Below are 21,031 nucleotides of genomic sequence, written 5' to 3' on the forward strand. Positions count from 1 at the left end.
TGTGCCAGAGCGGCCCTCACCCCAACCCCTCTCCCGCCTGCGGGAGAGGGGCTTCAAAGCCACAGCCCAAGCAAACATGAGCCCCTCTCTCCCGCGTGCGGGAGAGGGGCTTCAAAGCCACAGCCCAAGCAAACCTGAGCCCCTCTCTCCCGCCTGCGGGAGAGGGGCTTTAAAGCCACAGCCGAAGCAAACCTGAGCCCCTCTCTCCCGCCTGCGGGAGAGGGGCTTTAAAGCCACAGCCGAAGCAAACCTGAGCCCCTCCCTCCCGCCTGCGGGAGAGGGGCTTCAAAGCCATAGCCCAAGCAAACCTGAGCCCCTCTCCCGCGTGCGGGAGAGGGGTTGGGGTGAGGGATGGCCCTTCTGCGGTGCGGGCTTACTCCGTATCCTGCGCCGATGCATTCGGGGAAGCGGCGTACATGTTGAGTCTGGTGACGGTGGCGCTGGCGGGCCTGGCCTGGTTGGCGCTGATGTTCGGCGCGGCGTTGTATGGCGAGCGCCGACCGACCGCATTCGCGCGGCATTGGCGGCATGTCTATGCGTTGTCGTTGGCCGTGCATTGCACTTCGTGGACCTTCTACGGCACGGTGACGCAGGCCGCGCGCTATGGCTGGCCGCTGCCGCCGACCTTCGTCGGGGCCATCCTGTTCTACGCCCTGGCGATGGGCGTGATGGTGCGCCTGGTGCGGCTTGCGCGCGAGACCAATGCCACCTCGCTGGCCGACCTGATCGCCGCGCGGCTCGGGCGCGATGCCTGGCTGGCGGCGACGGTGACGTTGGTCGCGGCGCTGGGCCTGATTCCCTACATCGCGCTGCAGTTGAAGGCGGTGGCGATGAGCTTCGGCATGATCACCTCGCGTGCGGTCGATGCCGGGCAGGGCGGTTCGCCCTGGCAGGACAGCGCCCTGTACGTGGCGCTGGCGATGGCCCTGTTCGCGATGCTGTTTGGTGCGCGGCGCGCGGATGTGTCCGAACACAACCGCGGGCTGGTGCTGGCGATGGCGGTGGAGTCGGTGTTCAAGCTGTGCGCGATGCTGGTACTGGGCCTGTTCGTGTGGTTCGGGCTGAAGGGCCTGCCGTCGATGCCAGCCCCGGCCGCCGATGCCCACGGGGGCGGGTTCGTGCCGCTGATGTTGCTGGGCGGGCTGGCGATGTTCCTGTTGCCGCACCAGTTCCATGTCAGCGTGGTTGAGTGCCGCGACCCGGCCGATGTACGCACCGCGCGCTGGCTGTTCCCGCTCTACCTGCTGTTGATCGCGCTGCCGATCCTGCCATTGGCACGCGCGGGCACCGCGCTGCTGGGCAACAGCGTGCCGTCGGACATGTATACGCTGGCGCTGCCGTTCTCGGCCGGGCACGAAGGGATCGCGCTGTTTGCCTTCCTCGGCGGCCTGAGCGCGGCCACCGGCATGGTGGTGGTGAGCACGCTGACACTGAGCCTGATGATCGGCAACCACTGGTTCGCGCCGGGCCTGCTGCGCGGTGCGTGGCGGCGTGCCGGTGGACGCGACCATCGCCGCGAACTGGTCTGGCTGCGCCGTGCCGGCATCTGCCTGATCATGCTGCTGGCATGGGCGTACAGCCGTCTGATCGGTGGCGGCAACGTGCTGGCCGACATCGGCGGGATTTCGTTCTCGGCGCTGGCCACCTTGGTGCCGGTGCTGGGCTTTGCGATCTGGCGACCGCAGACGCCCCCGCGTGCGGCCATCGCCGGCGTGCTGGCCGGCTTCCTCACCTGGGCGTGGGTGCTGCTGTTGCCGTCACTGCTGGAAAGCAGCGGCCGCGCACCGGGTTGGCTGGTGGCCGGCCCGTTCGGCTGGCAGTGGCTGGCGCCGCAGGGCCTGTTCGGCCTGACCGGATGGACACCGCTGGGGCGGGCTGTGGGGGCCAGCCTGTTCGTGGGCACCGCGGTCACGTTGCTGGCGATGGTATGGCGGCGTGATACGCCCGACCGCGCCAGCCGCAGCCTGGATGCCGACGCACTGCGCGATGCGGGGCGCCGCTTCCTGCCGCTGGAACAGGTCCAGCGGCTGCTTGCCGATGCGCCGCGCAGCGGCCCGGTGCCGACCCCGATTGAAGCGCGGGTCGAACGGGAACTGTCCGCCGTGCTCGGCGCGGCATCGGCGCGCCTGCTGCTGGATGCCGCGCGCCGGGAGAGCAGCGAGCTGGCGGCGGTGGCCGCCATCGTCAGCGAGGCCTCGCAGGACCTGCGCTTCAGCCAGCAGGTGCTGCAGGCGGCATTGCAGAACATGAGCCAGGGCATCAGCGTGATCGATCGCGACCAGCGCCTGGTGGCATGGAACCGGCCCTATGCGCGGATGTTCGGCTTCCCGGAGGAACTGCTGCAGGTGGGGCGTCCGATCATGGACCTGACCCGCTGGGCATTGCAGGCCATGCCGCAGCGCGGGCGCGACGAGCGCGCGGTGGACCGCCGCCTGGCCTTCATGCGTGCCGGCACGCCGCACCTGACCGAGCGCGTGTTTCCCGATGGCAGCATCGTCGAGATCCGCGGCAACCCGATGCCGGGGGGGGGCTTCGTGGCCACGTTCACCGATGTCACCGCCTTCCGGCGCAGCGAGCGCGAGCTCAAGCGCAGCAACGAAACGCTGGAGCAGCGCGTCGGCGAGCGTACCGCGCTGCTGGAATCGGCCAAGCGCGAGGCCGAGCGTGCCAACGATGCCAAGAGCCGCTTCCTCGCCGCGGTGGGCCATGACCTGCTGCAACCGTTGCACGCGGCGCATCTGTTCACCGACCGCCTGGCACAGCAGGTGGACGATGGGGAGCAGCAGCAGGCCGTGGTGCAGATCCAGGGGGCGCTGGATTCGACCACGGACCTGCTGACCGGCTTGTTCGACATGTCGCGGCTGGAGGCCGGCGGACTGGTGCCGCAGCCGCGCGACATGCCGCTGGCCGAGGTGCTCGACCCGCTGGCCTCGGAGTTCCGCGCGCTGGCCACAGCACGCGGCCTGGCCTTCCATTACCTACCCACCCGCACGTGGGTGAACAGCGACCCGCAGCTGTTGCGGCGGGTGCTGCAGAACTTCCTGGCCAATGCGGTGCGCTACACCGCGCGCGGCGGCGTGCTGCTGGGCGTGCGGCGGGAAGCGGACAGGATCCGCATCGAGGTGCATGACACCGGGCCCGGCATCGCCCGCAGCGAGCAGCGGCGGATCTTCGAGGAGTTCCGGCGCGGTGAGGAAACCAGCGGCCAGGGGCTGGGGTTGGGGCTGGCGATCGCCGACCGCATCGCCGGCCTGCTGCATGCACCACTGGGGCTGCGCAGTGACAGGGGGCGCGGCACGGTTTTCTCGGTGTCGGTCCTGGTGGCATCGGCGCCGCCGGTTGCACTCCACGAGCGTGCAGCGCCCGCAGGCGAGGCCACGCCGGTGCTGGTGGTGGACAACGATCCGGCGGCATTGGCGGCGTTGGCGGGACTATTGCGCGGTTGGGGCTACGCGGTGGCCGAGGGATCCGGTGAAGCCGATGCGGTCGCGGCGATGGAACGGCAGGCCGTGGCGCTGTGGTTGTTCGATTACAACCTGGATGACGGCGATACCGGCACGGCGCTGCAGGCGCGCCTGGCCGAGCGCTACGGCGCCCGGCCGACGTTGATCCTCAGCGCGGACGACAGCCTGGCCACGCGGCGTGACGTGCTGGAGCAGGGGCTGACCCTGCTGCAGAAGCCGGCGCGGCCGTTGGCGTTGAAGTCGATCCTGGACCGCCTGCTGGCGGCGCGGACGGTGACGCAGCGATAGCGATGCGGCGCAGGCCGGGATGAAACCCCGGCCCAACGCGATCGGGAATGCGCCGGGAGTCCGTCCCGCGGACTACCGGCGCTTTCCCTTGCCGCAATACGCTTCATACAGCGCATGCATCACGCCCAGTGCGGGGCTGTCGGCCAGCGCGTAGTAGATGGTCTGCGCCTCGCGGCGGGTGCTGACCAGGCCTGCGTCGCGCATCAGTGCCAGGTGCTGGGACAGCGCCGACATCGACAACGCCACCTGCACCTGCAGTTCGCTCACCGACGCCTCGCCGTCCACCAAGTGGCACAGCACGCGCAGGCGTGCCGGGTGGGCGAGTGACTTGAGCAGGGCGGCGGCTTGCTCGGCGTGGGACTGCATGTCCGCAGCATCGATGTCGGGCGTGTTCATCGGGCCAGCTTTCGGGGGGTTGCGCTTCAGGTGAGAGGAGTTTAATTTAGAAAAATCTAAATTACAAAGGTGCAAGCCATGAGCGACGCAATCCGGCTTCATCCGCAGGTGGAACCGTTCTTCGACAAGGACACCGGCACGTTCACGTACGTGGTGTACGAAGGCGAGGGCGGCGCCGCGGCGATCATCGACCCGGTACTGGACTACGAGCCGGCCGGCGCACGGATCAGCACGGCATCGGCCGATGCGCTGTTGGCGTTCGTGCGCGGCAAGGCGCTGCAGGTGACGTGGATCCTGGAGACGCACGCGCATGCCGATCACCTCAGCGCGGCCGGATACCTGGCCGACATCCTGCAGGCGCAGGTGGCGATCGGGCGCGGCATCGTGCAGGTGCAGGAGCGGTTCAAGGTGTTGTTCGGGCTGGGCGAGGAATTCATCGCCGATGGGCGCCAGTTCGACAGGCTGCTCGTCGATGGGGACCAGTTCGCGATCGGCGCCCTGCCGGTGCGTGTGATCGCCACGCCCGGGCATACCGATGACGGGCTGACGTATGTGATCGGCGATGCGGCCTTCATTGGTGACACCCTGTTTGCGGCCGACACCGGCACGGCGCGCACCGACTTCCCGGGCGGTGACGCGCATCGCCTGTTCGCTTCGATCCAGAAGATCCTGGCGTTGCCGGCGGATACGCGGATCTTCCTGTGTCATGACTACCCCGGCACGCGCCGTGAGGCCGAACCGCTGACCAGCATCGCCGCGCAGCGTGCCGGCAATGCGCACCTGAAGGACGGCGTCGACGAATCGGCCTTCGTGCAACTGCGCCAACAGCGCGATGCGACCTTGCCGGTGCCGCGACTCATCCTGCCCGCGTTGCAGGTCAACATCCGCGGTGGCCGCCTGCCCGAACCCGATGCCAACGGCGTGCGCTACTTCCGCCTGCCGCTGGACCAGATGGGTGATGCGCGATGAACACGTGGATGAGCGCGCTGCTGGGCGGCGTGCTGATCGGCATGGCGGCGAGCCTGCTGCTGTGGTTGACCGGCCGCATCGCCGGCATCAGCGGCATGCTCGGCGGTGTGCTGCTGCCGAAGCGGGGCGAAATCGCGTGGCGGCTGGCCTTCCTGATCGGACTGGTCGGCGCCGGTGCGGCCTGGTTGTGGTCGGTGCCCGGTGCGTATGTGCCACGGCAGGGGTTTCCGCCGCTGTTGCTGGTGGTGGCCGGCGTGCTGGTTGGCATCGGCACGCGGATGGGCAATGGCTGTACCAGCGGGCACGGCGTGTGCGGTTTGGGCCGGCTGTCATTGCGGTCGCTGGCAGCGGTGCTGACCTTCATGCTGACCGCGGTGATCACCACCTTCATCGTGAGGCACGTGGCATGAGCACGCATGCACGCATCACCCTGGCGGCGCTGCTTTCCGGCGCGCTGTTCGGGTTGGGCTTGGCGGTGTCGGGCATGACCGATCCACAGCGCATCCTCGGTTTCCTGGACGTGTCCGGTGACTTCGACCCGGCCCTGTTGTTCGTGCTCGGCGGTGCGGTGCTTACCGCGCTGGTGTTGTTCCGCTTCGTGCTGCGCCGGCCGGCACCGGTGTTGGCGGCGCGGTTCCAGATCCCGGCACTCAAGCAGATCGACCGGCCGTTGCTGCTCGGCGCGGCGTTGTTCGGTATCGGCTGGGGCTTGGCCGGCTACTGCCCGGGGCCAGCGCTGGTGGGGCTGGGCGTGTTGTCGCCGGAAGCGTTGTGGTTCGTGCCGGCGATGCTGCTGGGCATGTACCTGCATCGTTGGCTGGGTGGGCGGTAGGAGCGGCCTCGGCCGCGAAGCCGATCCCGTTCCAGCGCCAGGCCACATCGCGCAATTGCAGTCACGCGATTCCTGCTTCGCGGCCGAGGCCGCTCCTGTACGCGTGGGTCAGAGCACCTGGCGGGCGGGGTCGCTGAGTTCAAGCTCGCGCAGCACGACACTGGCCTGGGTGCGGTTGCGCACGCCCAGCCGTTCGAAGATGGCGGACAGATGCGCCTTGACCGTGCGTTCCTGCACGTCCAGGCGGTCGGCGATCTGCTTGTTGAGCAGCCCTTCGGCGACCAGCACCAGCACCCGGAACTGCTGTGGCGACAGGCTGGCCAGGCGTGCGGCCAGCTCGCTGTCGTGGCTGGAGGACTGCGCGCGTGCCACCGAGGCGCGCAACGAGGCCGGCAACCATTGCTCGCAGGCCATCACGCTGCGGATGGCGTCGTGCAGTTCGTTCAGGCCCGAACTCTTGGGCAGGTAGCCGGCGGCACCGTGGTCAAGGGCGCGCCGGACCACGCGCGGGTCGTCGTTGGCCGAAACCACGATCACCGCCACGCCCGGGTGCTGGGCGCGGATCGCCGCCAGACCGGCCAGGCCGTGGTTGCCCGGCATGTGCAGGTCGAGCAGGATCAGGTCGGTTTCCGGGGCGTCATCCAATGCGGCCAGCACGCCTTCCAGTGACTCGGCCTCGCGCACCTGCATGCCGCTGACCGCGTCGCTGGCAGCCTGACGCAGCGCGGCGCGGAACAGGGGGTGGTCGTCGGCGATCAGCAGGCTGGGCATTCTCGGGCGGGGGCGTGTGGACGACGGAAGCGGTGAGTAAAGGCTGAAGCGGCGACAAACGCAACCGCATCAACGCGCAGCATGCGCGGATGCGGTTGGCCGGTGTCGCCGGCGTGCATGCACTTACTGCGACGTCCAGCCGCCATCCATCGGCATCGCCGCGCCGGTGACGTTGTGTGCCTCGCGGCGGCACAGCCACACCACCATCGCGCCGATGTCCTCCGGCAGCGACATGCGCAGGCTAGGCTGCTTCTCCTCAAGCAGGGCACGCACGCCGTCGTCGCGGCTGCCGCCGTTGCGGTGGGCCTGGATTTGCGGCTCGATCAGCGGGGTTTCGACCCAGCCCGGGCAGATGCAGTTGACGGTGACGCCGCCGCTGTCGCGGCTGCCGGCGGCGGCGTATTCCAGGCCGGCCACCTTGCTCAGGCCAACGATGCCGAACTTGCTGGCCACGTAGGGGGCCTTGTTCTTCGAGGCCACCAGCCCGTGCACCGAGGCGATGTTGATCACCCGGCCGAAGCCACGCTCGGCCATGCCCGGCAGAGTGTGCTGCATGGTGTGGAAGGCGGCGCTGAGGTTGATGGCGATGATGTCGTCCCATTTCTGCGACGGCTGCTCGGCAAGCGGTGCGGCATGCTGGATGCCGGCGCAGTTGACCAGCACGTCGACCTGGCCCCAGGCCTGCACGGCTTCAAGCAGGGTGGTGATTTCGTCGGGTTTGCGCAGGTCCGCGCCGAAGTGACGGGCCTCGCTACCGGCATCGGCCACGCTCTTGAGCGCGGCGTCGATCTGCTCGGGCGTACCCAGGCCGTTGATGGCCACGCGCGCGCCGGCCGCCGAAAGCGCCTGTGCGATGGCCAGGCCGATGCCGGAGGTACTGCCGGTCACCAGTGCGGTGCGGCCTTGCAGGAAGCGGTCCATGGGGGACTCCGTAGAACAGTGGGGAAAGTACGGAAAACGTAGCAGCCGGGGTGCTAAAAGCGTGTGGTACGAAAGTACGATGAGCCGGCCCGTGGGCCTCTGCTAGTGTGCGCCCATGAGCCAATCCCTACTGCGCGCCGCCTGCGGCCTATTCGTCGGACTGAGCCTGGCCTCCTGCGCCAGCGGCCCCGCCTCCCAGTCCGTGGAGCCTTCCATGTTCAGCAACGAACTCCGCAGCGAACACCGCGGCAGCGACGACCTGCTCACCGCCGGCCTCGGCCTGGCCGGCTTGCGCAGCGTGGCCCCGCCGGCCTTCGCCGACGCTACCGCGCCGACCGTCGAGGAGCTGCGTCGCCGCGCCCTGTGGGGCAGCTGGCGTGGCATCGCCGACCTCGCCCCGGGCGGGGGTTATGGCGAGCTGTTCGGCAGCCTGGCGCCGGCGCCGGGCCGTGAGTACTCGGCCTATGCCCGCCTGCCGGGTGCCAGGCAGCCGCACCGGGTGCTGGCGCAGGTGCCGGACAACTTCGACCTGGCCAAGCGCTGCGTGTTGGTGGCCCCGGCCTCGGGCTCGCGTGGCATCTACGGCGCGGTGTCGGTGGCAGCGGCCTGGGGCCTGCCCAAGGGCTGTGCGGTGGTCTACACCGACAAGGGCGCCGGCAGCGACTACTACGACCTGGACGCACAGCAGGGCGTGCGCGCCAATGGCAGCGTCGGTGCACTGGGCGAGGCCGCCGACCTGGCGTTCGCGCCGGATGCGCCGGTCAATGCATCGGGCGTGGCCTTCAAGCACGCCCATTCCAAGGACAACCCGGAGGCCGACTGGGGCCGGCACGTGAAGCAGGCGGCCGAGTTCGCGTTGCTGGCATTGGGCCAGGCCTATCCGCAGGCGGCGCCGTTCACCTTCGACAACACCCGCATCATCGCGGTGGGCATCTCCAACGGCGGCGGCGCAGTGCTGCGCGCGGCCGAGATGGACGGTGACTGGCTGGATGCGGTGGTGGCCGGTGAGCCGAGCATCTATTCCGATGGCCCTGGCGCGCGTGCGCTGTACGACTACACCACCGAAGCCGCGCTGCTGATGCCGTGCGCGCAGCTGCACATGAGCAACCTGCCGCAACCGCCGCTGACCGCCGCATTGCAGGCGGGCGCTGCGGTGCGCTGCGCCACGCTGGCCAGCGAGGGCGTGATCAGTGGGGCGACGCCGGCCGCGCAGGCACAGTCGGCCTACGCGTTGATGCTGAGCAAGGGCTGGACCGATGCCGCGCTGCGTGCGGGCGCGTTGTCCACCGGCTTCGATCTGTGGCGTGCGATCGCCGCGACCTACGCCTCGGCCTATGGCCGCTATGGCGTGGGCGAGCATCCGTGCAGCTTCAACTTTGCCGCGCAGAACCCGGACTTCTCCCCGCGCGTGGCCAGCGCCGCCGAGCGTGCGGCATGGATTTCCGACGGCAGCGGTATTCCGCCGGGCGCCGGCGTCGGCCTGCTCGACAGCAAGGTGCAGTTGCCGGACCTGACCTACGCCGGGCTGAAATGCCTGCGCGGCTTGTGGGACGGGCAGGGCGAGGATGCCAAGCGCGTGCAGGCCGGCATCCAGGCCACCCGCGCCGGGCTGCCGCGCAAGGGGCTGCCGGTGATGGTGGTGCATGGCACCGACGATGGGCTGATCCCGCCGGCCTTCAGCAGCAAGCCCTACGCCACTGCCGCCAAGGCGGCCGGTCGTGAGGTGAGCTACTGGCAGGTGCAGCACGTGCAGCACTTCGACGGGTTCCTGGGCCTGCCGGATTACGGCGCGCGCTACCTGCCGCTGTTGCCATATGTGTATGCCGCGCTGGACCGCGTGGAAGCGCGCCTGGACAACGGCACCGCGTTGCCGGCCGATGCGGTGATCGCGACCACGCCGCGTGCCGGCCAGCCGCTGACCGCCGAGCACCTGGCCGTGCCGCGCTGACCCCACGGCAGGAGCGGCTTTGGCCACGAGGTCGGTTGAGGTTGCGGGGCGCATGAAGCCTGTCATCTGATTTCTCGGATGGCAGGCTTCTGCGTTCATGCGTGCATTGTTGGTTTCGCGACTGAAGTCGCTCCTGCCGTCCTGGCGCCCTGCCGCGCGCGGGCGATGGCATCATGCGCGCATGGACCTTCTGAATTTTTCTTCCCGTGTCATTCCCGCCGCCCAGTACCAGCGCGAGCGCTGGCGCAACGGGCTGGGCTGGACCCGCGAGATCCTGCGCCTGCCCGAGCAGGGCGATTGGCAGCTGCGCTTGTCCATTGCCGAGATCGAGCAGGACGCCGCGTTTTCCGCCTTCCCGGGCATCGAGCGCGAGCTGGTGCTGCTGCAGGGCGAAGGCCTGCGCCTGCGCTTTGCCGATGGTCGCTGCGAAACCCTGTTGCCGCCCTACCAGCGGCTGCGTTTCGCGGGTGAGGACGTGATCACCGGCGAGCTGGTCGATGGCTTCACCCAGGACTTCAACCTGATGTGGCGGCGCGATGAGGTGAATGCCGAGCTGCTGCATCGTCCGTTGGTCGGCAACATGCTGTTCTTCACCGAGCCACAGGCGGCCTGGGCGATCCACCTGCTGGCCGGGCAGGCCCGCTTCGAAGGCGATGTGCTGCCGGCGCTGGCAGCGGGCGATACCGCCTGGTTGGGTGCCGGGGCACGCGAGCGCTTCACGCTGCACGGTGGCGGCGAGCTGCTGGCGATCCGGGTGGCTCCGGCAGTGACGCGGTAGAGCGGGGCCCTGCTCCGCTGAGGCGCTGGCGGGAAAGCCCCGGCGCTACCCGTTGGGAGTACTCAGTACACGTCGCGCCGGTAGCGGCCGGCGATGCGCAGGGCCTCGTGGGCCTCGCTGCCAAGGGCATCGAGGATCACCGCGTCCACCGCCGGGGCCATGCCCTGCAGGCTGCCGCAGACCAGCACGGTGGCGCCGTGGTCGATCCACTCGCGCAACCGCGGCGCGTGAGCGGCCAGTGCATCCTGCACGTAGTGGAAGGCGCCGCCATCACGGCTGAAGACCGCGTCGAGGTGTTCGATCCAGCCTTCGCGCTGCCACTGCTGCAGCTCGTCGCCGAAGTGGAAGTCATGGGCGAGGTTGCGCTCGCCGAACAACAACCAGTTGCGCCGCGCGCCCGCATCGATGCGCGCACGCAGGTGCGCGCGCAGGCCGGCGATGCCGGTGCCGTTGCCGATCAGGATCAGCGGGACGTCCGCGGCCGGCGGATGGAAGTTGGCGTTGCTGCGCAGGCGCAGGTCGATGCGGTCACCGGGTTGGGTGTAGTCACATAGCCATCCACTGGCCAGGCCGGGTTGGCCGTCCGGGCGCAGCTGGCGGCGCAGCATCAGTTGCAGGTTGCCTTCGCCGGGCATCGAGGCGATGGAGTATTCGCGATGCGGCAGCGGCCTGAGCTGGGCGGCGAGGGCGGCGATGTCGATGTCGGCGGCATGCTCCGGCAACTGCGAGGCAGCAAGCAGTTCGCCCAGCAGGCGACCGTCCGGCAAGCGGGTGCCGGGGTCGAATCCATGTGCCTGCATCCAGGCCTGCACCGCCGCGGTGGATTGGCGTGGCCCGATCTCGGCGATGTCGCCTGCCTGCCAGGATGGCAGCGCACCTTCGGCCGGTTGCAGTGCCAGGTGGAACACCGGGCCACCGACGCTGTCGGGGTTGAGCAGTTGGCGCGATTGCAGCCGCCAGGGCTGGTACTCGGGCGCGCTCCAGTCCGGCACGTTGCTGGTGGTGCCGCCCAGTTGGCCGAGCAGCTGTTGCCAATGGCGCAAGGCATCGGGATCGGCGTTGTCGACCTCGACGAGGTCGAACAACGGTTGCGCGCCATGTGCGCGCAGCCATGCATCGAGTTGGTGGCCGAAGGCGCAATAGTGTTCGTAGCTGCGGTCGCCCAGAGCAAGCACCGCGTACTGCAGCCCCGGCAACGCACTTGCCTGCGGCATCACCCGGCGCAGGAAGGCCAGTGCATGGTCCGGCGGGTCGCCTTCGCCGGTGGTGCTGGCGATGAACAACGCCTGGTGGCTGCTGCCCAGCAGGGCGGCGTCGACCTGGTCCAGTGCGCGCAGGCGGGTGGCATGGCCGGCGGCACGCAGGCTCTGGGCGCTGCGTTCGGCCAGTTGTCGGGCAAAGCCGGTCTGGCTGGCCCAGACGATCAGCAGCGGCGGTTGCCCGGTGTCCCTGGCCAGCTCCTTGCGCGGGCGCACGCGCCACCACAGGACGAAACAGGCAAACGCATAGACCGCGCCCACGCCCGCCGCGCTCCACCATTGCCAGGGCAGTGGCGAGGCCAGCCACCAGCCCTCGCCCAGGTGCAGGCGCAGCAGCAGCACGGCGACGGCCACCAGCACCGCGATCACGGCCAGGTTGCCGAACAGCGCCCGATTGAAGCGGGGGGTACTCATGTGGCGTTTGCGTCCAGGTATTGCTGGAAGGCGGGGGTCATGGCTTCCTGCAGGCCACTGCCATCGCGCGAGACGAAGCGTGCGGCCAGCCCTTGCGCCTGGGCAAAGGCCAAGCCCTGTTCGGCACCCAGCACGGTCAATGCGGTGGCCCAGGCATCGGCGTGCATGGCCTGGCGATCGATTACCGTCACCGCGGCCGCGGCGCGGGTGACCGGGGCCTGCGTGCGGGGATCCAGCGTGTGGCTGTAGGACACGCCATCGTGGTCATAGTGGTGCCAGCGATCGCCGGAGGTGGCGATGGCCAGATCGTCCAGTGCCAGCACCCGCGGTGGGTACTCTGCACCGGCATCCTCCTCGGGCGCGGACTCGACCAGCACGCGCCAGGGCTGGCCGTCGGGCTTGCGACCGTAGCCGTGCAGTTCGCCGCCGACTTCGACCAGCGCGGCCTCGACGCCGTTGCGACGCAGCCAATGGCTGACCAGGTCCACCCCATAGCCCTTGGCGATGGCGGACAGATCCAACTGCAGGCCGCCGGGTTGCAGCGCAGCGCGTGCCGGTTGATCCAACTGAAGTTTCTGCCAGCCGCAGTGGCGGGCGACCGCTGTCCTTTCTGCAGCGTCGGGTACGCGCTGCGCGCGCGCCTGTGCACCGAAGCCCCACAACGCGACCAAGGGGCCGATGCTGGGATCGAATGCACCGTCGCTGCGCCGGGCGATGTCGTGCGCGGCGCTGAGCACGGTCCAGAAGTCCTCGGGGAGCGGCTGCCAGTGGCCGGCAGCGGCACGGTTGTAGCGACTGATGTCCGAGTCTGGTTCCCAGGTGCTCATCTGCGCGACCACGCGATCAAGTTCCCCCTGGATGCCCGCGTGCAGCGCATGCAGGTCACGGCTGCGTGGCGCGACCAGCTTGACGCTCCAGGTGGTGCCCATGGTGTGGCCGCCAAGGGCGGCGATGTCGGCGTTGGGGGACATCAGTGTCGGGAATCGAGGGACCTTTTGTCCTTCTCCCGTGTGCGGGGGAAGGTGCCCCGAAGGGGCGTATGGGGGAGCGTTCTTGCTGACGTTGATCGGCGACGGGGCCGCTCCTCGTGCCCTCACCCCAGCCCCTCTCCCGCAGGCGGGAGAGGGACTTTGAGCAATTGCTTACTGCGGCAGCACTTCCAGCGTGGCGACGTAGGTCAGGCGACGCACGTTGGCCTGCGCGACCGTGGTCTTGTTGTCCTCGGTGCCGGTTTCCAGCCAATACATGCCGGCCTCCGGCCAGGTCACCGAGAACTCGCCGTTGGCGTCGGTGGTGACCTTGATCTCCTCCTGCGCGTTGCGGTAACGGGTGCCGCCGCGGGTAATCTCCACTTCCAGGCCGGCCTGCGGCTTGCCATCTACCAGCAGGCGGAACCTGGCGGCCTCACCGGCGAACAGGTCGTTCGGGTGGCCCACGGCCACCATCTCCAGGCCCTTGCCGGTCGGCTTGAGCGCGGTGTCGTTCGGTGCGCCGTTGGTGACGAAGGTCTCGACCCGCCCGGCGGTCTCGGAGACCTTCAGCTCCGGTGCGTTCTTCGGCACTTCGGTGGCGAACTTCTCGGCGTTGCCGCGCCAGCGCTTGGGCTTGCCGTCTTCCTGCCAGGTGGCCGAGAGGCCGGCGTTGACGTTGGCCAGGCGGTAGGTGCCCTGCTGGGTGAGTTCGACGTCGAACACGCTGCGGTACTTGCCGGTGGCCACGTTCTGCGGCTGCACGGTGCTGCCGTCCGGTGCGGTGATCACCAGGTTGTCGATGCGCAGCGGCACGTGGTTGAAGTAGAACAGGTCGTTGGAGACGGCCGCGTCCACGGTGATCCACGGGTTGGTGCCGGAGATGACGGTCTGCGACGGCTGCAGCCAGGCCTTGTGGGCCGAGGCAGTGAACGGAACCAGCGCGGCGATGGCGGCGGCAATCAGGAGGGAACGCTTCATTCGGTGGGCTCCAGTGCGGTGGTGCGGATCAGGGCTTGACGGACAGGGTGACGGCGCCGAGTTCGGACGTGCCCTGGGCACTGCCGTTCTGGACGCTGCGCGCCGGCCAGGTGAAGGGGATCTTGAGCAGCTCGCGGCCACCGACCTCGCGGGCGGCTTCCACCACCAGGGTGTACTGGCCGGCGGGCAGGCCGCGCAGCTGCGGCTGGCGGTCGTTGAAGCTGAGCTGGTGCTTGCCGACCGGGCGGGTCGGGCCGGTGACGCCATCGACCGGCACCTGCAGGGTGCGGCCGCTCTTGCGCCACCACTGACGCAGGTCCGGCAGCCACTTGGTGCCATGGCCCTCGGCGGTGTCGCGCAGCTGGTACCAGACCGACAGGTTGGCGGCGACCTTCTGGTCGGCACCCTCGATCCACACCGCGACATACGGGCGGTGGTATTCGGCGACGTTGAGCTTGGGCACTTCAACGTTGACGTCGAGGCTGGCGGCGTAGGCGGCCGGGGCGGTGGCGATCAGGCCGCTCAGGGCGATGGTCAGGGTGACGCGCATGGTGCGACTCCGGGAGGAATGACGATCAGTGGATGAGGAGCAGGGCGATCAGCAGCGGGATCAGCAGGCCCAGGCCGACCAGCGGCCAGGTCATGCGCCGCTGCCGCGCGTGCAGATGCAGCAGGAACAGGCCGGTGATGCAGAACACCAGGCAGGCCACGGCGAACAGGTCCAGGAACCAGCCCCAGCCCGGTCCGGCGTTGCGGCCCTTGTGCAGGTCGTTGAAGTAGGACACCCAGCCACGGCGGGTCTTCTCGAACTCCACCGCGCCGGTCTGGCGGTCGATGCTCAGCCACGCATCGGCACCGGGCCCGGGCATGGACAGGTAGATCTCTTCGGGCGACCACTCGGCCGGGCGTTGGCCGATGGAGACGTCCAGCCGCGCCGACAGCCAGTCCGAGACCCGCGCCGGCAGCGGCGCGTTGCCATCCTCGCGCGTACCCAGCGCCTTGAGCACCGGCGCCGGCAGCTCCAGCTGCAGGTTCTGTACCTGCGGCTTGGCTTCGATCTTCGAGGCGTGGTTGAGGGTGATGCCGGTGATGGAGAACAGCAACATGCCGATCAGGCAGACCGCCGAACTGATCCAGTGCCACTGGTGCAGCGTGCGCAGCCAGAAGCCGCGGCTGGCCTGTTGCTGCACGGTGTTGGTGGAAGCGCGGTCTGCGGACACGGGAACAAAGCGGATGGGAGACCGGGAATTAGATCATTAATGAGAATGATTCGCAATTTGTATCAAATTGTATCGCGGCCTCACCCGCTGGCCGCCGCGGTATCGGGCCGCGGCGTGCGTCGGCCCGGACGCAGGCGTTGCAAGGGTTGCTCGAGCCAGCGCCAGGAGGCCCAGCCGGCGCCGATGCAGGCCAGGACGGTGAGCGCGATGAAGGCCCCGGACTGGCAGGGGCCGTGGTTCCAGCCGCTCGCCTGCCAGAGCCGCCCGGCGGCGGAGATCACGAACACATGGCTCAGGTACAGCGAGTAGGAACTGTCGCCGATCCGCAGCAATAGAAGCGGGACCCGGGGCGATCCGGCACGTTCCCAGCGCACCAGCCCCAGCGTGAGCAGGGCCGCCGGCAGGCCGAAGGCACACAGGCGCATTGCCATGGAAGGGGGCGGGCCGCCGGCTTCGGACAACAGCAGCATCGCGCCGGCCAGGCCCAGCGCGCCGGCAACGGCCACCGGCAAGGCCATGGGTGCAGGCAGGTGCCTCCAGTACAGCCCGACCAGTGCGCCGGCAATGAATTCCAGTGTCAGCGGACTGCTGGCGACCTGCTGCCATGGCGCACCGGCATCGAGCAGGAAGTGTGCCGCCAGGGTCAGGGCACCCCAGCCAAGCAGCAGTGCCGGCAACCAGGTCTCGCGCGCGAAGGCGATCATCCCGGCCATCACCAGGTAGAAGAACATCTCGTGGATCAGGGTCCAGCCGACGGTCAGCAGGGGCAACTGCGGCTGTGGCCAGAGCAGGTACGAGGCCAGGACGCTCTGCTCCTGGTAGGCGCTGTTGGCGATGCCCGGGGCGACCAGCATCAGCACCACCACTGCGGTGGTGTAGAACCAGTAGGGCGGCAGCACGCGCCAGCTGCGTCGCACCAGGAAACGCCCGGCCTGACGCGGTGAACCATAGCTGCCGGCGGCGATGGTGGTCATCACGAAACCGGACAGCACGAAGAACAGGTCCACGCCACTGTCGGCATGGCGGATGAAGCCCGGCAGCAGCGGCATGCCGGCGGTGTACTTGGCCTCCACGATCTGCAGGTGGAACAGCACGACCAGCAGGGCGGCAATGGCGCGCAACGCCTGGATGGAATGAAAAGGGCGGGTGGCCATCACGACGGGGAAGCTCAGAGTGTGCGGACTCTAGCATCGTGCCCGCGCCGCGTGTTGAGGGTGGACGGCGCCGCCGGCCGTCACGGTTCAGCGGCCGGAGCAGTGCCTGTACGGGTGCGGCACGGGCCCTGCCGCCGCCTGTGGTGGGGCGGCGGCAGGCAACGGTTCAGAAGCGCGCGTTGAGCGAGATCCAATAGCTGCGACGCTGCTCCTTGACCGCGTAGTCGTCCACGCAGCTGTACTCGCTGGGCGAGGTCAGCAGGCACGACTGCGAAACGAAGTCCTTGTCGAACAGGTTGTTCACGCGTGCGTTGAAGGTCAGCCAGGGGGTGGCCTTCCAGCTGCCGCCGAGATGGAAGAGGGTGTAGTCCTCGTAATAGCGGGTCTGCGGGGTGCCGTTGGCGTCCGGCAGGGTGTCGCGGTAGCGGTCGTAGCGGCCTTCGCCGATCAGCGACAGGCTCAGTGCATCGCTGATCTGCCAGTTGAGGCTGGCATTGGCCATGTGCTTGGCGGGGTTGCCGGCGATCGGCAGGCCCTTGCCGGTGCCGCTGGTCTGCTCGCTCTTGGTCCAGGTGTAGTTGCCGCGCAACTGCAGGTTGGCGAGCAGGTCGACATGGCTGGCCAGCTCGACGCCGCGGGTCTCGGCCTTGTCCAGGTTCACGCTCTGGCCGAAGACGCTGTAGCCCAGCGCTGCCCAGCCCGGGCCGACATCGACGCAATAGCCACCGCCGGCCGGGGCGACCTCGCAGTTCGGGTAGCTGCCGCCGCTGGCGATCTTGTCCTCGAAGCGGTTGAAGAAGGCGGTGGCGTTGAAGCCCCAGCGCTCACCCTCGTAGTAGCTGGCGATCTCGTAGTTGGTGCTGGTTTCCGGCTTGAGGTTGGGCGAGCCCACCATCGGGATCACGCCCTGGCCGCCGAAGCCGGTGACGCCGGGGAACAGCTGGTCCGGGCGCGGGGTCTTGTAGCCGGTGCTGATACCGCCCTTCACGGTCCAGGCATCGCTGGCGTTCCACACCAGGTAGGCGCGCGGGCTGACATGGCTGCCGAAGATGTTGTGGTGGTCATAGCGCAGGCCGAGCGTGGCGGTGAGGCGCTCGGCCAGCGACCAGTTGTCCTCGGCGAACACCGACCAGGTGCGGTGCTTCTGCTTGACGTTGTCCTTGTAGCCGCCGCCGTCCATGCCGAACACGCCGTCGGTCATGTCGGTGTTGTTGTACTGGCCGCCCAGGGTGAGCTGGTGTGCGCCGAACTGCAGGTCCAGCAGGGTGTCCAGCACCAGCGCGTCCAGTTCCATGGTGCGCAGCGGGCGCGGCAGGAAGGCCTGCAGGCGGGCGCGTTCGGCATCGTTGAGGATCGAGACGTTGCCGTTGGTCATGTTGCAGTTGGCGGCCTGGCCGCGGCGGCTGCAGACGTCGTTCCACAGGGTCTGCAGGTCGGCGCGCTCTTCCAGCGTCAACGGCAGCGAGCGACCGAGGTTGTTGCTCTGGGTGCGGGCCAGGCTGGTCTGCCAGGTGCCGAAGTCATAGCGACTTTGGTGGGTCAGGGCGAGCTGGTCCAGTTCGTAGCGCTGGTAGGCGGTATAGCCCACGCGCGGCTGCACTACGCGGCGGCTGGTGGTGCCGCCACTGCCGTTGGGAATGGTGGCCACGCCACTGCGCCACAGGCTCTCCAGCCCGTCCAGGGTGCCGGTCTGGCCCTTGCTGTTGTCGTACTTCTGGCGGGAGAGGTCATAGTCCAGCCACAGGCTGTGGTTTTCCGACACGCTCCAGTCCAGGCGCATGCCCGTGTTCCAGTTGGTGTTGGCCACGGCCTTGCCGCCGCCGCCGAAACCGAGCGCGCGCTCCCAGCTGCTGCCATCGGGCAGCGGCAGGGCCGACCACTCCGGCGAGGATTCGTCACTGTCATACCAGCTGCCGCGCACGGTCAGGCCCAGCGTGTCCTTGACCAGCGGGCCGCTGAGATACAGGTCGCTGGTGCGGGCGTCGCCGAACTGGCTGTCCTGCTGCACGGTGAAGCCCTGGGTGAACGAACCGCTCCACTGCCCCTTGTTGCGGCGGGTGATGACGTTGATCACGCCGCCCATCGCGTCGGCGCCGTACAGCGTGGACATCGGGCCTCGCACCACTTCGATGCGTTCGATGGCATCGAGCGGCGGCAGGTAGGCGAACTGGCCGCCGCCGAAGTTGTTGGGGTACAGGTTGCCGACGTTGCTCTGGCGGCGGCCGTCGATCAGGACCAGGGTGTATTCCGAGGGCATGCCACGCATGGAGATGGTGGCACGGCCGTTCTTGTCGGTGGTTTCCATGCCCACGTCGATGCCTTCGACGTCACGCAGTGCGTCGATCAGGCTGGTGTAGGGGCGCAGCGCGAGTTCCTCGCGGCTGACCACGCTGATGCTGGCCGGCGCATCGACGATCTTCTGTTCAAAGCCGGCGGCGGTGACCACCACCTTGTCCAGCGTGGTGGGGGCCCCGGTGCCACTGGCGTGGGCGGAGACGGACAGCGCGCCGAGCACGGCGGCGGTGAGCAGGTGGCGGGAAACGGACGCACGACGACGATGGCTGGCAGCCATGGAAGCAACCTCGGGAAAGATGGATGAGCGGTGCGCAGGCCGGTGCCACACGCGTTGGCGTGCGGCCGCTGCTGCGGCAGGAAGGAGCAGGGAGCCAGGGCCGGACCCGGCCAGTGGTGACGCTGTCAGGCCAGTGGCGGTGCCTGCCCGCGCTGTTGGCGCGGACTGTGCAGGGCGGGCGGGGCTTGATGCGATGCGGCGGGGATCGGCAGGGGTGCGACGGCGCGTGCAACGGCGGCACGACGCGGCAGGAACCCGGGATGGGGCAGGGCGGCACGCGCCGCATGCAGGGGGGCGGCCCGGCGCAGCTTGGCCGGGCCCTGTTCTTCGAGCGGGGTTTCGCCACGTTCCTCGCCCGCCGTGGTGCAGGTGCTCTGGGCGCCGCCCAGGCGTGGCAGGTGGGTACCGTGCTGCGACAGCGAGGCGAGCAGCGACAGCAGCAGCAACGCGCACAACGCCACCGGGCGGATCGCGCTGGCGCGATGCGCGACGATGGCCACGTCCTGTTGGCGCTGCAGCTGGTACACGTGAAATCCCCGGTGATGCGCACGACAGGAAGGCCATGCGTTTCGGGCGGGAATTTTAGATGGGACGCGTTAGCTTTTGCAAATGATAACCACTATCAATGATGGCTGTTGGCCATCACATCGCCTGACCTGTAACCAGGGCACGGATCGCCGCATGGGGCGAGGCCGCCAGTTGTGGACGGATTGCCGCCATGAATGAGGGGCTGCCATTGGCCAATGCCTTCCTCAGCCAGTGCACGGCGGCATCCACCTCGCCGGCCGCCAGCAGCAGGGAAGCGTGGCTGGCCTGGCCACGGAAGTCGCCGGCTTCGGCCGAGCGCAGGTACCAGGCAGGTGCGGCGGCGGGATCGGCGGCGACGCCGCGGCCTTCCTCCAGGCAGCGGCCGACCAGGTTCATCGACTTGGCGTGGCCGGCCTGGGCGGCACGCAGGTAGAGCGCATAGGCGGCGACCTCGTCCCTGGCCAGCCCGCGTCCGGTGGCAAGCAGATTGGCAAGGTTGTACATCCCCCAGTCCAAGCCGCCATCGGCGGCCTGGCGATACCAGACCGCGGCCAGTTCATGGTTGACCGGTGTACCGTGGCCGAGCTCGTGGCAGCGGCCGAGCATGTTCATCGCCTGCGCCAGTCCACCATTGGCGGCGCGCTCGAACCAGGCCATGCCCGCTCCGGCATCGATGTCGCGGCCACGGCCTTCCATGCAGGCTTGGCCGAGCAGGAACTGGGCCAGTACCTCACCGCGCTGCGCGCGCTGCTCGAGCTCGGCCATGACCATGGCCGGGTTGTCCGGGAGTTGCCGCAGCAACGACTGGAGGTCCTGCAGCGCGGTGCTCACGCTTCGGCCCATTGCCGCAGCAGGTTGTGGTAAACGCCGGTCAGGCTGACCAATGACGGGTGCTGGGGATGGTCGCCGGTGAGGCCACGGATGGACAGGTCCAGCTCCCACAGCAAGCGGCGATGGCCGTCGTCGCGCACCATCGACTGGATCCAGAAGAACGATGCCAGGCGCGCACCGCGCGTCACCGGGGTCACCTGGTGCAGGCTGGTCCCGGGGTACAGCACCATGTGCCCGGCGGGAAGTTTGACCCGCTGGTTGCCGTAGGTGTCCTCGATGACCAGTTCGCCCCCGTCGTACTCATCCGGATCGGACAGGAACAGCGTCGCCGACAGGTCGGTGCGGACCGGTTGCGGGTCATCGGGCCGGCTGATGTGGTCGTAGCGGATGGCGTTGTCGACGTGGAAGCCGAAGGTTTCGCCTTCGCGGTAGCAGTTGAACAGCGGTGGGTACACGCGTCGCGGCAAGGCGGCGGCGAAGAAGGTGTCGTTGCGGCCGATGGCATCCAGGACCATCGACCCCAGCGCACGTGCGACCGGATCGGATTCGGGAAGCTGCAGGTTCCGCTTGGCCTGCGCCGACTGGTAGCCGGCGGTGGCCTTGCCGTCGGCCCAGCCCGCATCCTGCAGGCGCTGGCGGGCGAGTGCGACCTGTTCACGCGTGAGTACGTCGGGGATGTGCAGCAGCATGAGTATTCCCTTGATGCGAAGCCCCCGGCACGAGGCCGGGGGCGGGTG

The 21,031-nt window shown here is 68.8% G+C and carries 19 protein-coding genes; 6 read left to right on the top strand and 13 right to left on the bottom strand.

The window, feature by feature from the left end:
• The first annotated feature begins 416 nt into the window (after positions 1–416).
• Complete coding sequence (locus tag VA603_RS07885; protein ID WP_323438446.1) at positions 417–3,752, top strand: PAS-domain containing protein; 3,336 nt, start codon at positions 417–419, stop codon at positions 3,750–3,752.
• Positions 3,753–3,824: 72 nt separating this feature from the next.
• Here VA603_RS07885 and VA603_RS07890 read toward each other — a convergent pair whose 3' ends face one another.
• Positions 3,825–4,148 (bottom strand): ArsR/SmtB family transcription factor, encoded by a 324-nt coding sequence (locus VA603_RS07890; RefSeq protein WP_323438447.1) that lies wholly within the window; start codon positions 4,146–4,148, stop codon positions 3,825–3,827.
• 78 nt (positions 4,149–4,226) lie between these two features.
• On the opposite strand from VA603_RS07890, the gene VA603_RS07895 reads away from it, so the two are divergent.
• The 3 genes from VA603_RS07895 to VA603_RS07905 are packed head-to-tail and all read left to right on the top strand — an operon-like array spanning position 4,227 to position 5,949.
• On the top strand, positions 4,227–5,117 hold the full coding sequence (locus VA603_RS07895; RefSeq protein ID WP_323438448.1) for an MBL fold metallo-hydrolase: 891 nt from the start codon (positions 4,227–4,229) through the stop codon (positions 5,115–5,117).
• The gene (locus tag VA603_RS07900; protein ID WP_323438449.1) at positions 5,114–5,527 is read left to right on the top strand and encodes a YeeE/YedE family protein; all 414 of its coding nucleotides are present in this window, start codon (positions 5,114–5,116) and stop codon (positions 5,525–5,527) included. Before VA603_RS07895 ends, VA603_RS07900 begins: the two co-directional genes overlap by 4 nt.
• Positions 5,524–5,949, top strand: coding sequence for a DUF6691 family protein (locus VA603_RS07905; RefSeq protein WP_323438450.1), 426 nt, complete (start codon positions 5,524–5,526; stop codon positions 5,947–5,949). Before VA603_RS07900 ends, VA603_RS07905 begins: the two co-directional genes overlap by 4 nt.
• 108 nt (positions 5,950–6,057) lie before the next feature.
• Here the strand turns inward: VA603_RS07905 and VA603_RS07910 are convergent, their stop codons facing one another.
• Together VA603_RS07910 and VA603_RS07915 are read right to left on the bottom strand one after the other, a co-directional pair.
• Positions 6,058–6,720, bottom strand: coding sequence for a response regulator transcription factor (locus tag VA603_RS07910; protein WP_132864728.1), 663 nt, complete (start codon positions 6,718–6,720; stop codon positions 6,058–6,060).
• 123 nt (positions 6,721–6,843) lie between these two features.
• Positions 6,844–7,641 carry a 3-hydroxybutyrate dehydrogenase gene (locus VA603_RS07915; RefSeq protein ID WP_132864727.1) on the bottom strand — a complete coding sequence of 266 codons (798 nt, stop codon included), beginning with the start codon at positions 7,639–7,641 and terminating at the stop codon, positions 6,844–6,846.
• A 115-nt stretch (positions 7,642–7,756) separates the two neighbouring features.
• On the opposite strand from VA603_RS07915, the gene VA603_RS07920 reads away from it, so the two are divergent.
• Both VA603_RS07920 and VA603_RS07925 read left to right on the top strand, forming a co-directional pair.
• A complete protein-coding gene (locus VA603_RS07920; RefSeq protein ID WP_323438451.1) occupies positions 7,757–9,589 on the top strand; it encodes a 3-hydroxybutyrate oligomer hydrolase family protein in 1,833 nt (610 codons plus the stop codon).
• A 181-nt stretch (positions 9,590–9,770) separates the two neighbouring features.
• Entirely contained in the window at positions 9,771–10,367 is a 597-nt protein-coding gene (locus tag VA603_RS07925; RefSeq protein ID WP_323438452.1) for a HutD/Ves family protein, read from the top strand.
• A gap of 62 nt (positions 10,368–10,429) precedes the next feature.
• Here VA603_RS07925 and VA603_RS07930 read toward each other — a convergent pair whose 3' ends face one another.
• From VA603_RS07930 to VA603_RS07975, 10 genes are all read right to left on the bottom strand, one after another.
• A complete protein-coding gene (locus VA603_RS07930) occupies positions 10,430–12,040 on the bottom strand; it encodes a sulfite reductase subunit alpha (RefSeq protein WP_323438453.1) in 1,611 nt (536 codons plus the stop codon).
• Positions 12,037–13,011 (bottom strand): FAD:protein FMN transferase, encoded by a 975-nt coding sequence (locus tag VA603_RS07935; protein WP_323438454.1) that lies wholly within the window; start codon positions 13,009–13,011, stop codon positions 12,037–12,039. The genes VA603_RS07930 and VA603_RS07935 overlap by 4 nt, the downstream gene beginning before the upstream one ends.
• 171 nt (positions 13,012–13,182) lie before the next feature.
• Complete coding sequence (locus tag VA603_RS07940; protein ID WP_132864722.1) at positions 13,183–13,989, bottom strand: DUF4198 domain-containing protein; 807 nt, start codon at positions 13,987–13,989, stop codon at positions 13,183–13,185.
• 28 nt (positions 13,990–14,017) lie between these two features.
• Entirely contained in the window at positions 14,018–14,539 is a 522-nt protein-coding gene (locus VA603_RS07945; protein WP_132864721.1) for a DUF2271 domain-containing protein, read from the bottom strand.
• Positions 14,540–14,564: 25 nt separating this feature from the next.
• Positions 14,565–15,209 carry a PepSY-associated TM helix domain-containing protein gene (locus tag VA603_RS07950; RefSeq protein WP_323438455.1) on the bottom strand — a complete coding sequence of 215 codons (645 nt, stop codon included), beginning with the start codon at positions 15,207–15,209 and terminating at the stop codon, positions 14,565–14,567.
• Positions 15,210–15,289: 80 nt separating this feature from the next.
• Entirely contained in the window at positions 15,290–16,363 is a 1,074-nt protein-coding gene (locus VA603_RS07955) for an acyltransferase family protein (RefSeq protein ID WP_323438456.1), read from the bottom strand.
• 166 nt (positions 16,364–16,529) lie between these two features.
• Positions 16,530–18,935, bottom strand: a complete 2,406-nt coding sequence (locus VA603_RS07960) for a TonB-dependent receptor domain-containing protein (RefSeq protein WP_323438457.1) — start codon at positions 18,933–18,935, stop codon at positions 16,530–16,532.
• 125 nt (positions 18,936–19,060) lie between these two features.
• Positions 19,061–19,462 carry a hypothetical protein gene (locus tag VA603_RS07965; RefSeq protein ID WP_323438458.1) on the bottom strand — a complete coding sequence of 134 codons (402 nt, stop codon included), beginning with the start codon at positions 19,460–19,462 and terminating at the stop codon, positions 19,061–19,063.
• Positions 19,463–19,577: 115 nt separating this feature from the next.
• A complete protein-coding gene (locus VA603_RS07970) occupies positions 19,578–20,234 on the bottom strand; it encodes a tetratricopeptide repeat protein (protein ID WP_323438501.1) in 657 nt (218 codons plus the stop codon).
• A gap of 56 nt (positions 20,235–20,290) precedes the next feature.
• The gene (locus VA603_RS07975) at positions 20,291–20,983 is read right to left on the bottom strand and encodes a Fe2+-dependent dioxygenase (protein ID WP_192286468.1); all 693 of its coding nucleotides are present in this window, start codon (positions 20,981–20,983) and stop codon (positions 20,291–20,293) included.
• Positions 20,984–21,031: the final 48 nt, after the last annotated feature.

Origin of the sequence: Stenotrophomonas capsici (genome assembly GCF_034961085.1) — a bacterium.
In the GTDB taxonomy this organism is placed as follows: Bacteria; Pseudomonadota; Gammaproteobacteria; order Xanthomonadales; family Xanthomonadaceae; genus Stenotrophomonas; species Stenotrophomonas capsici.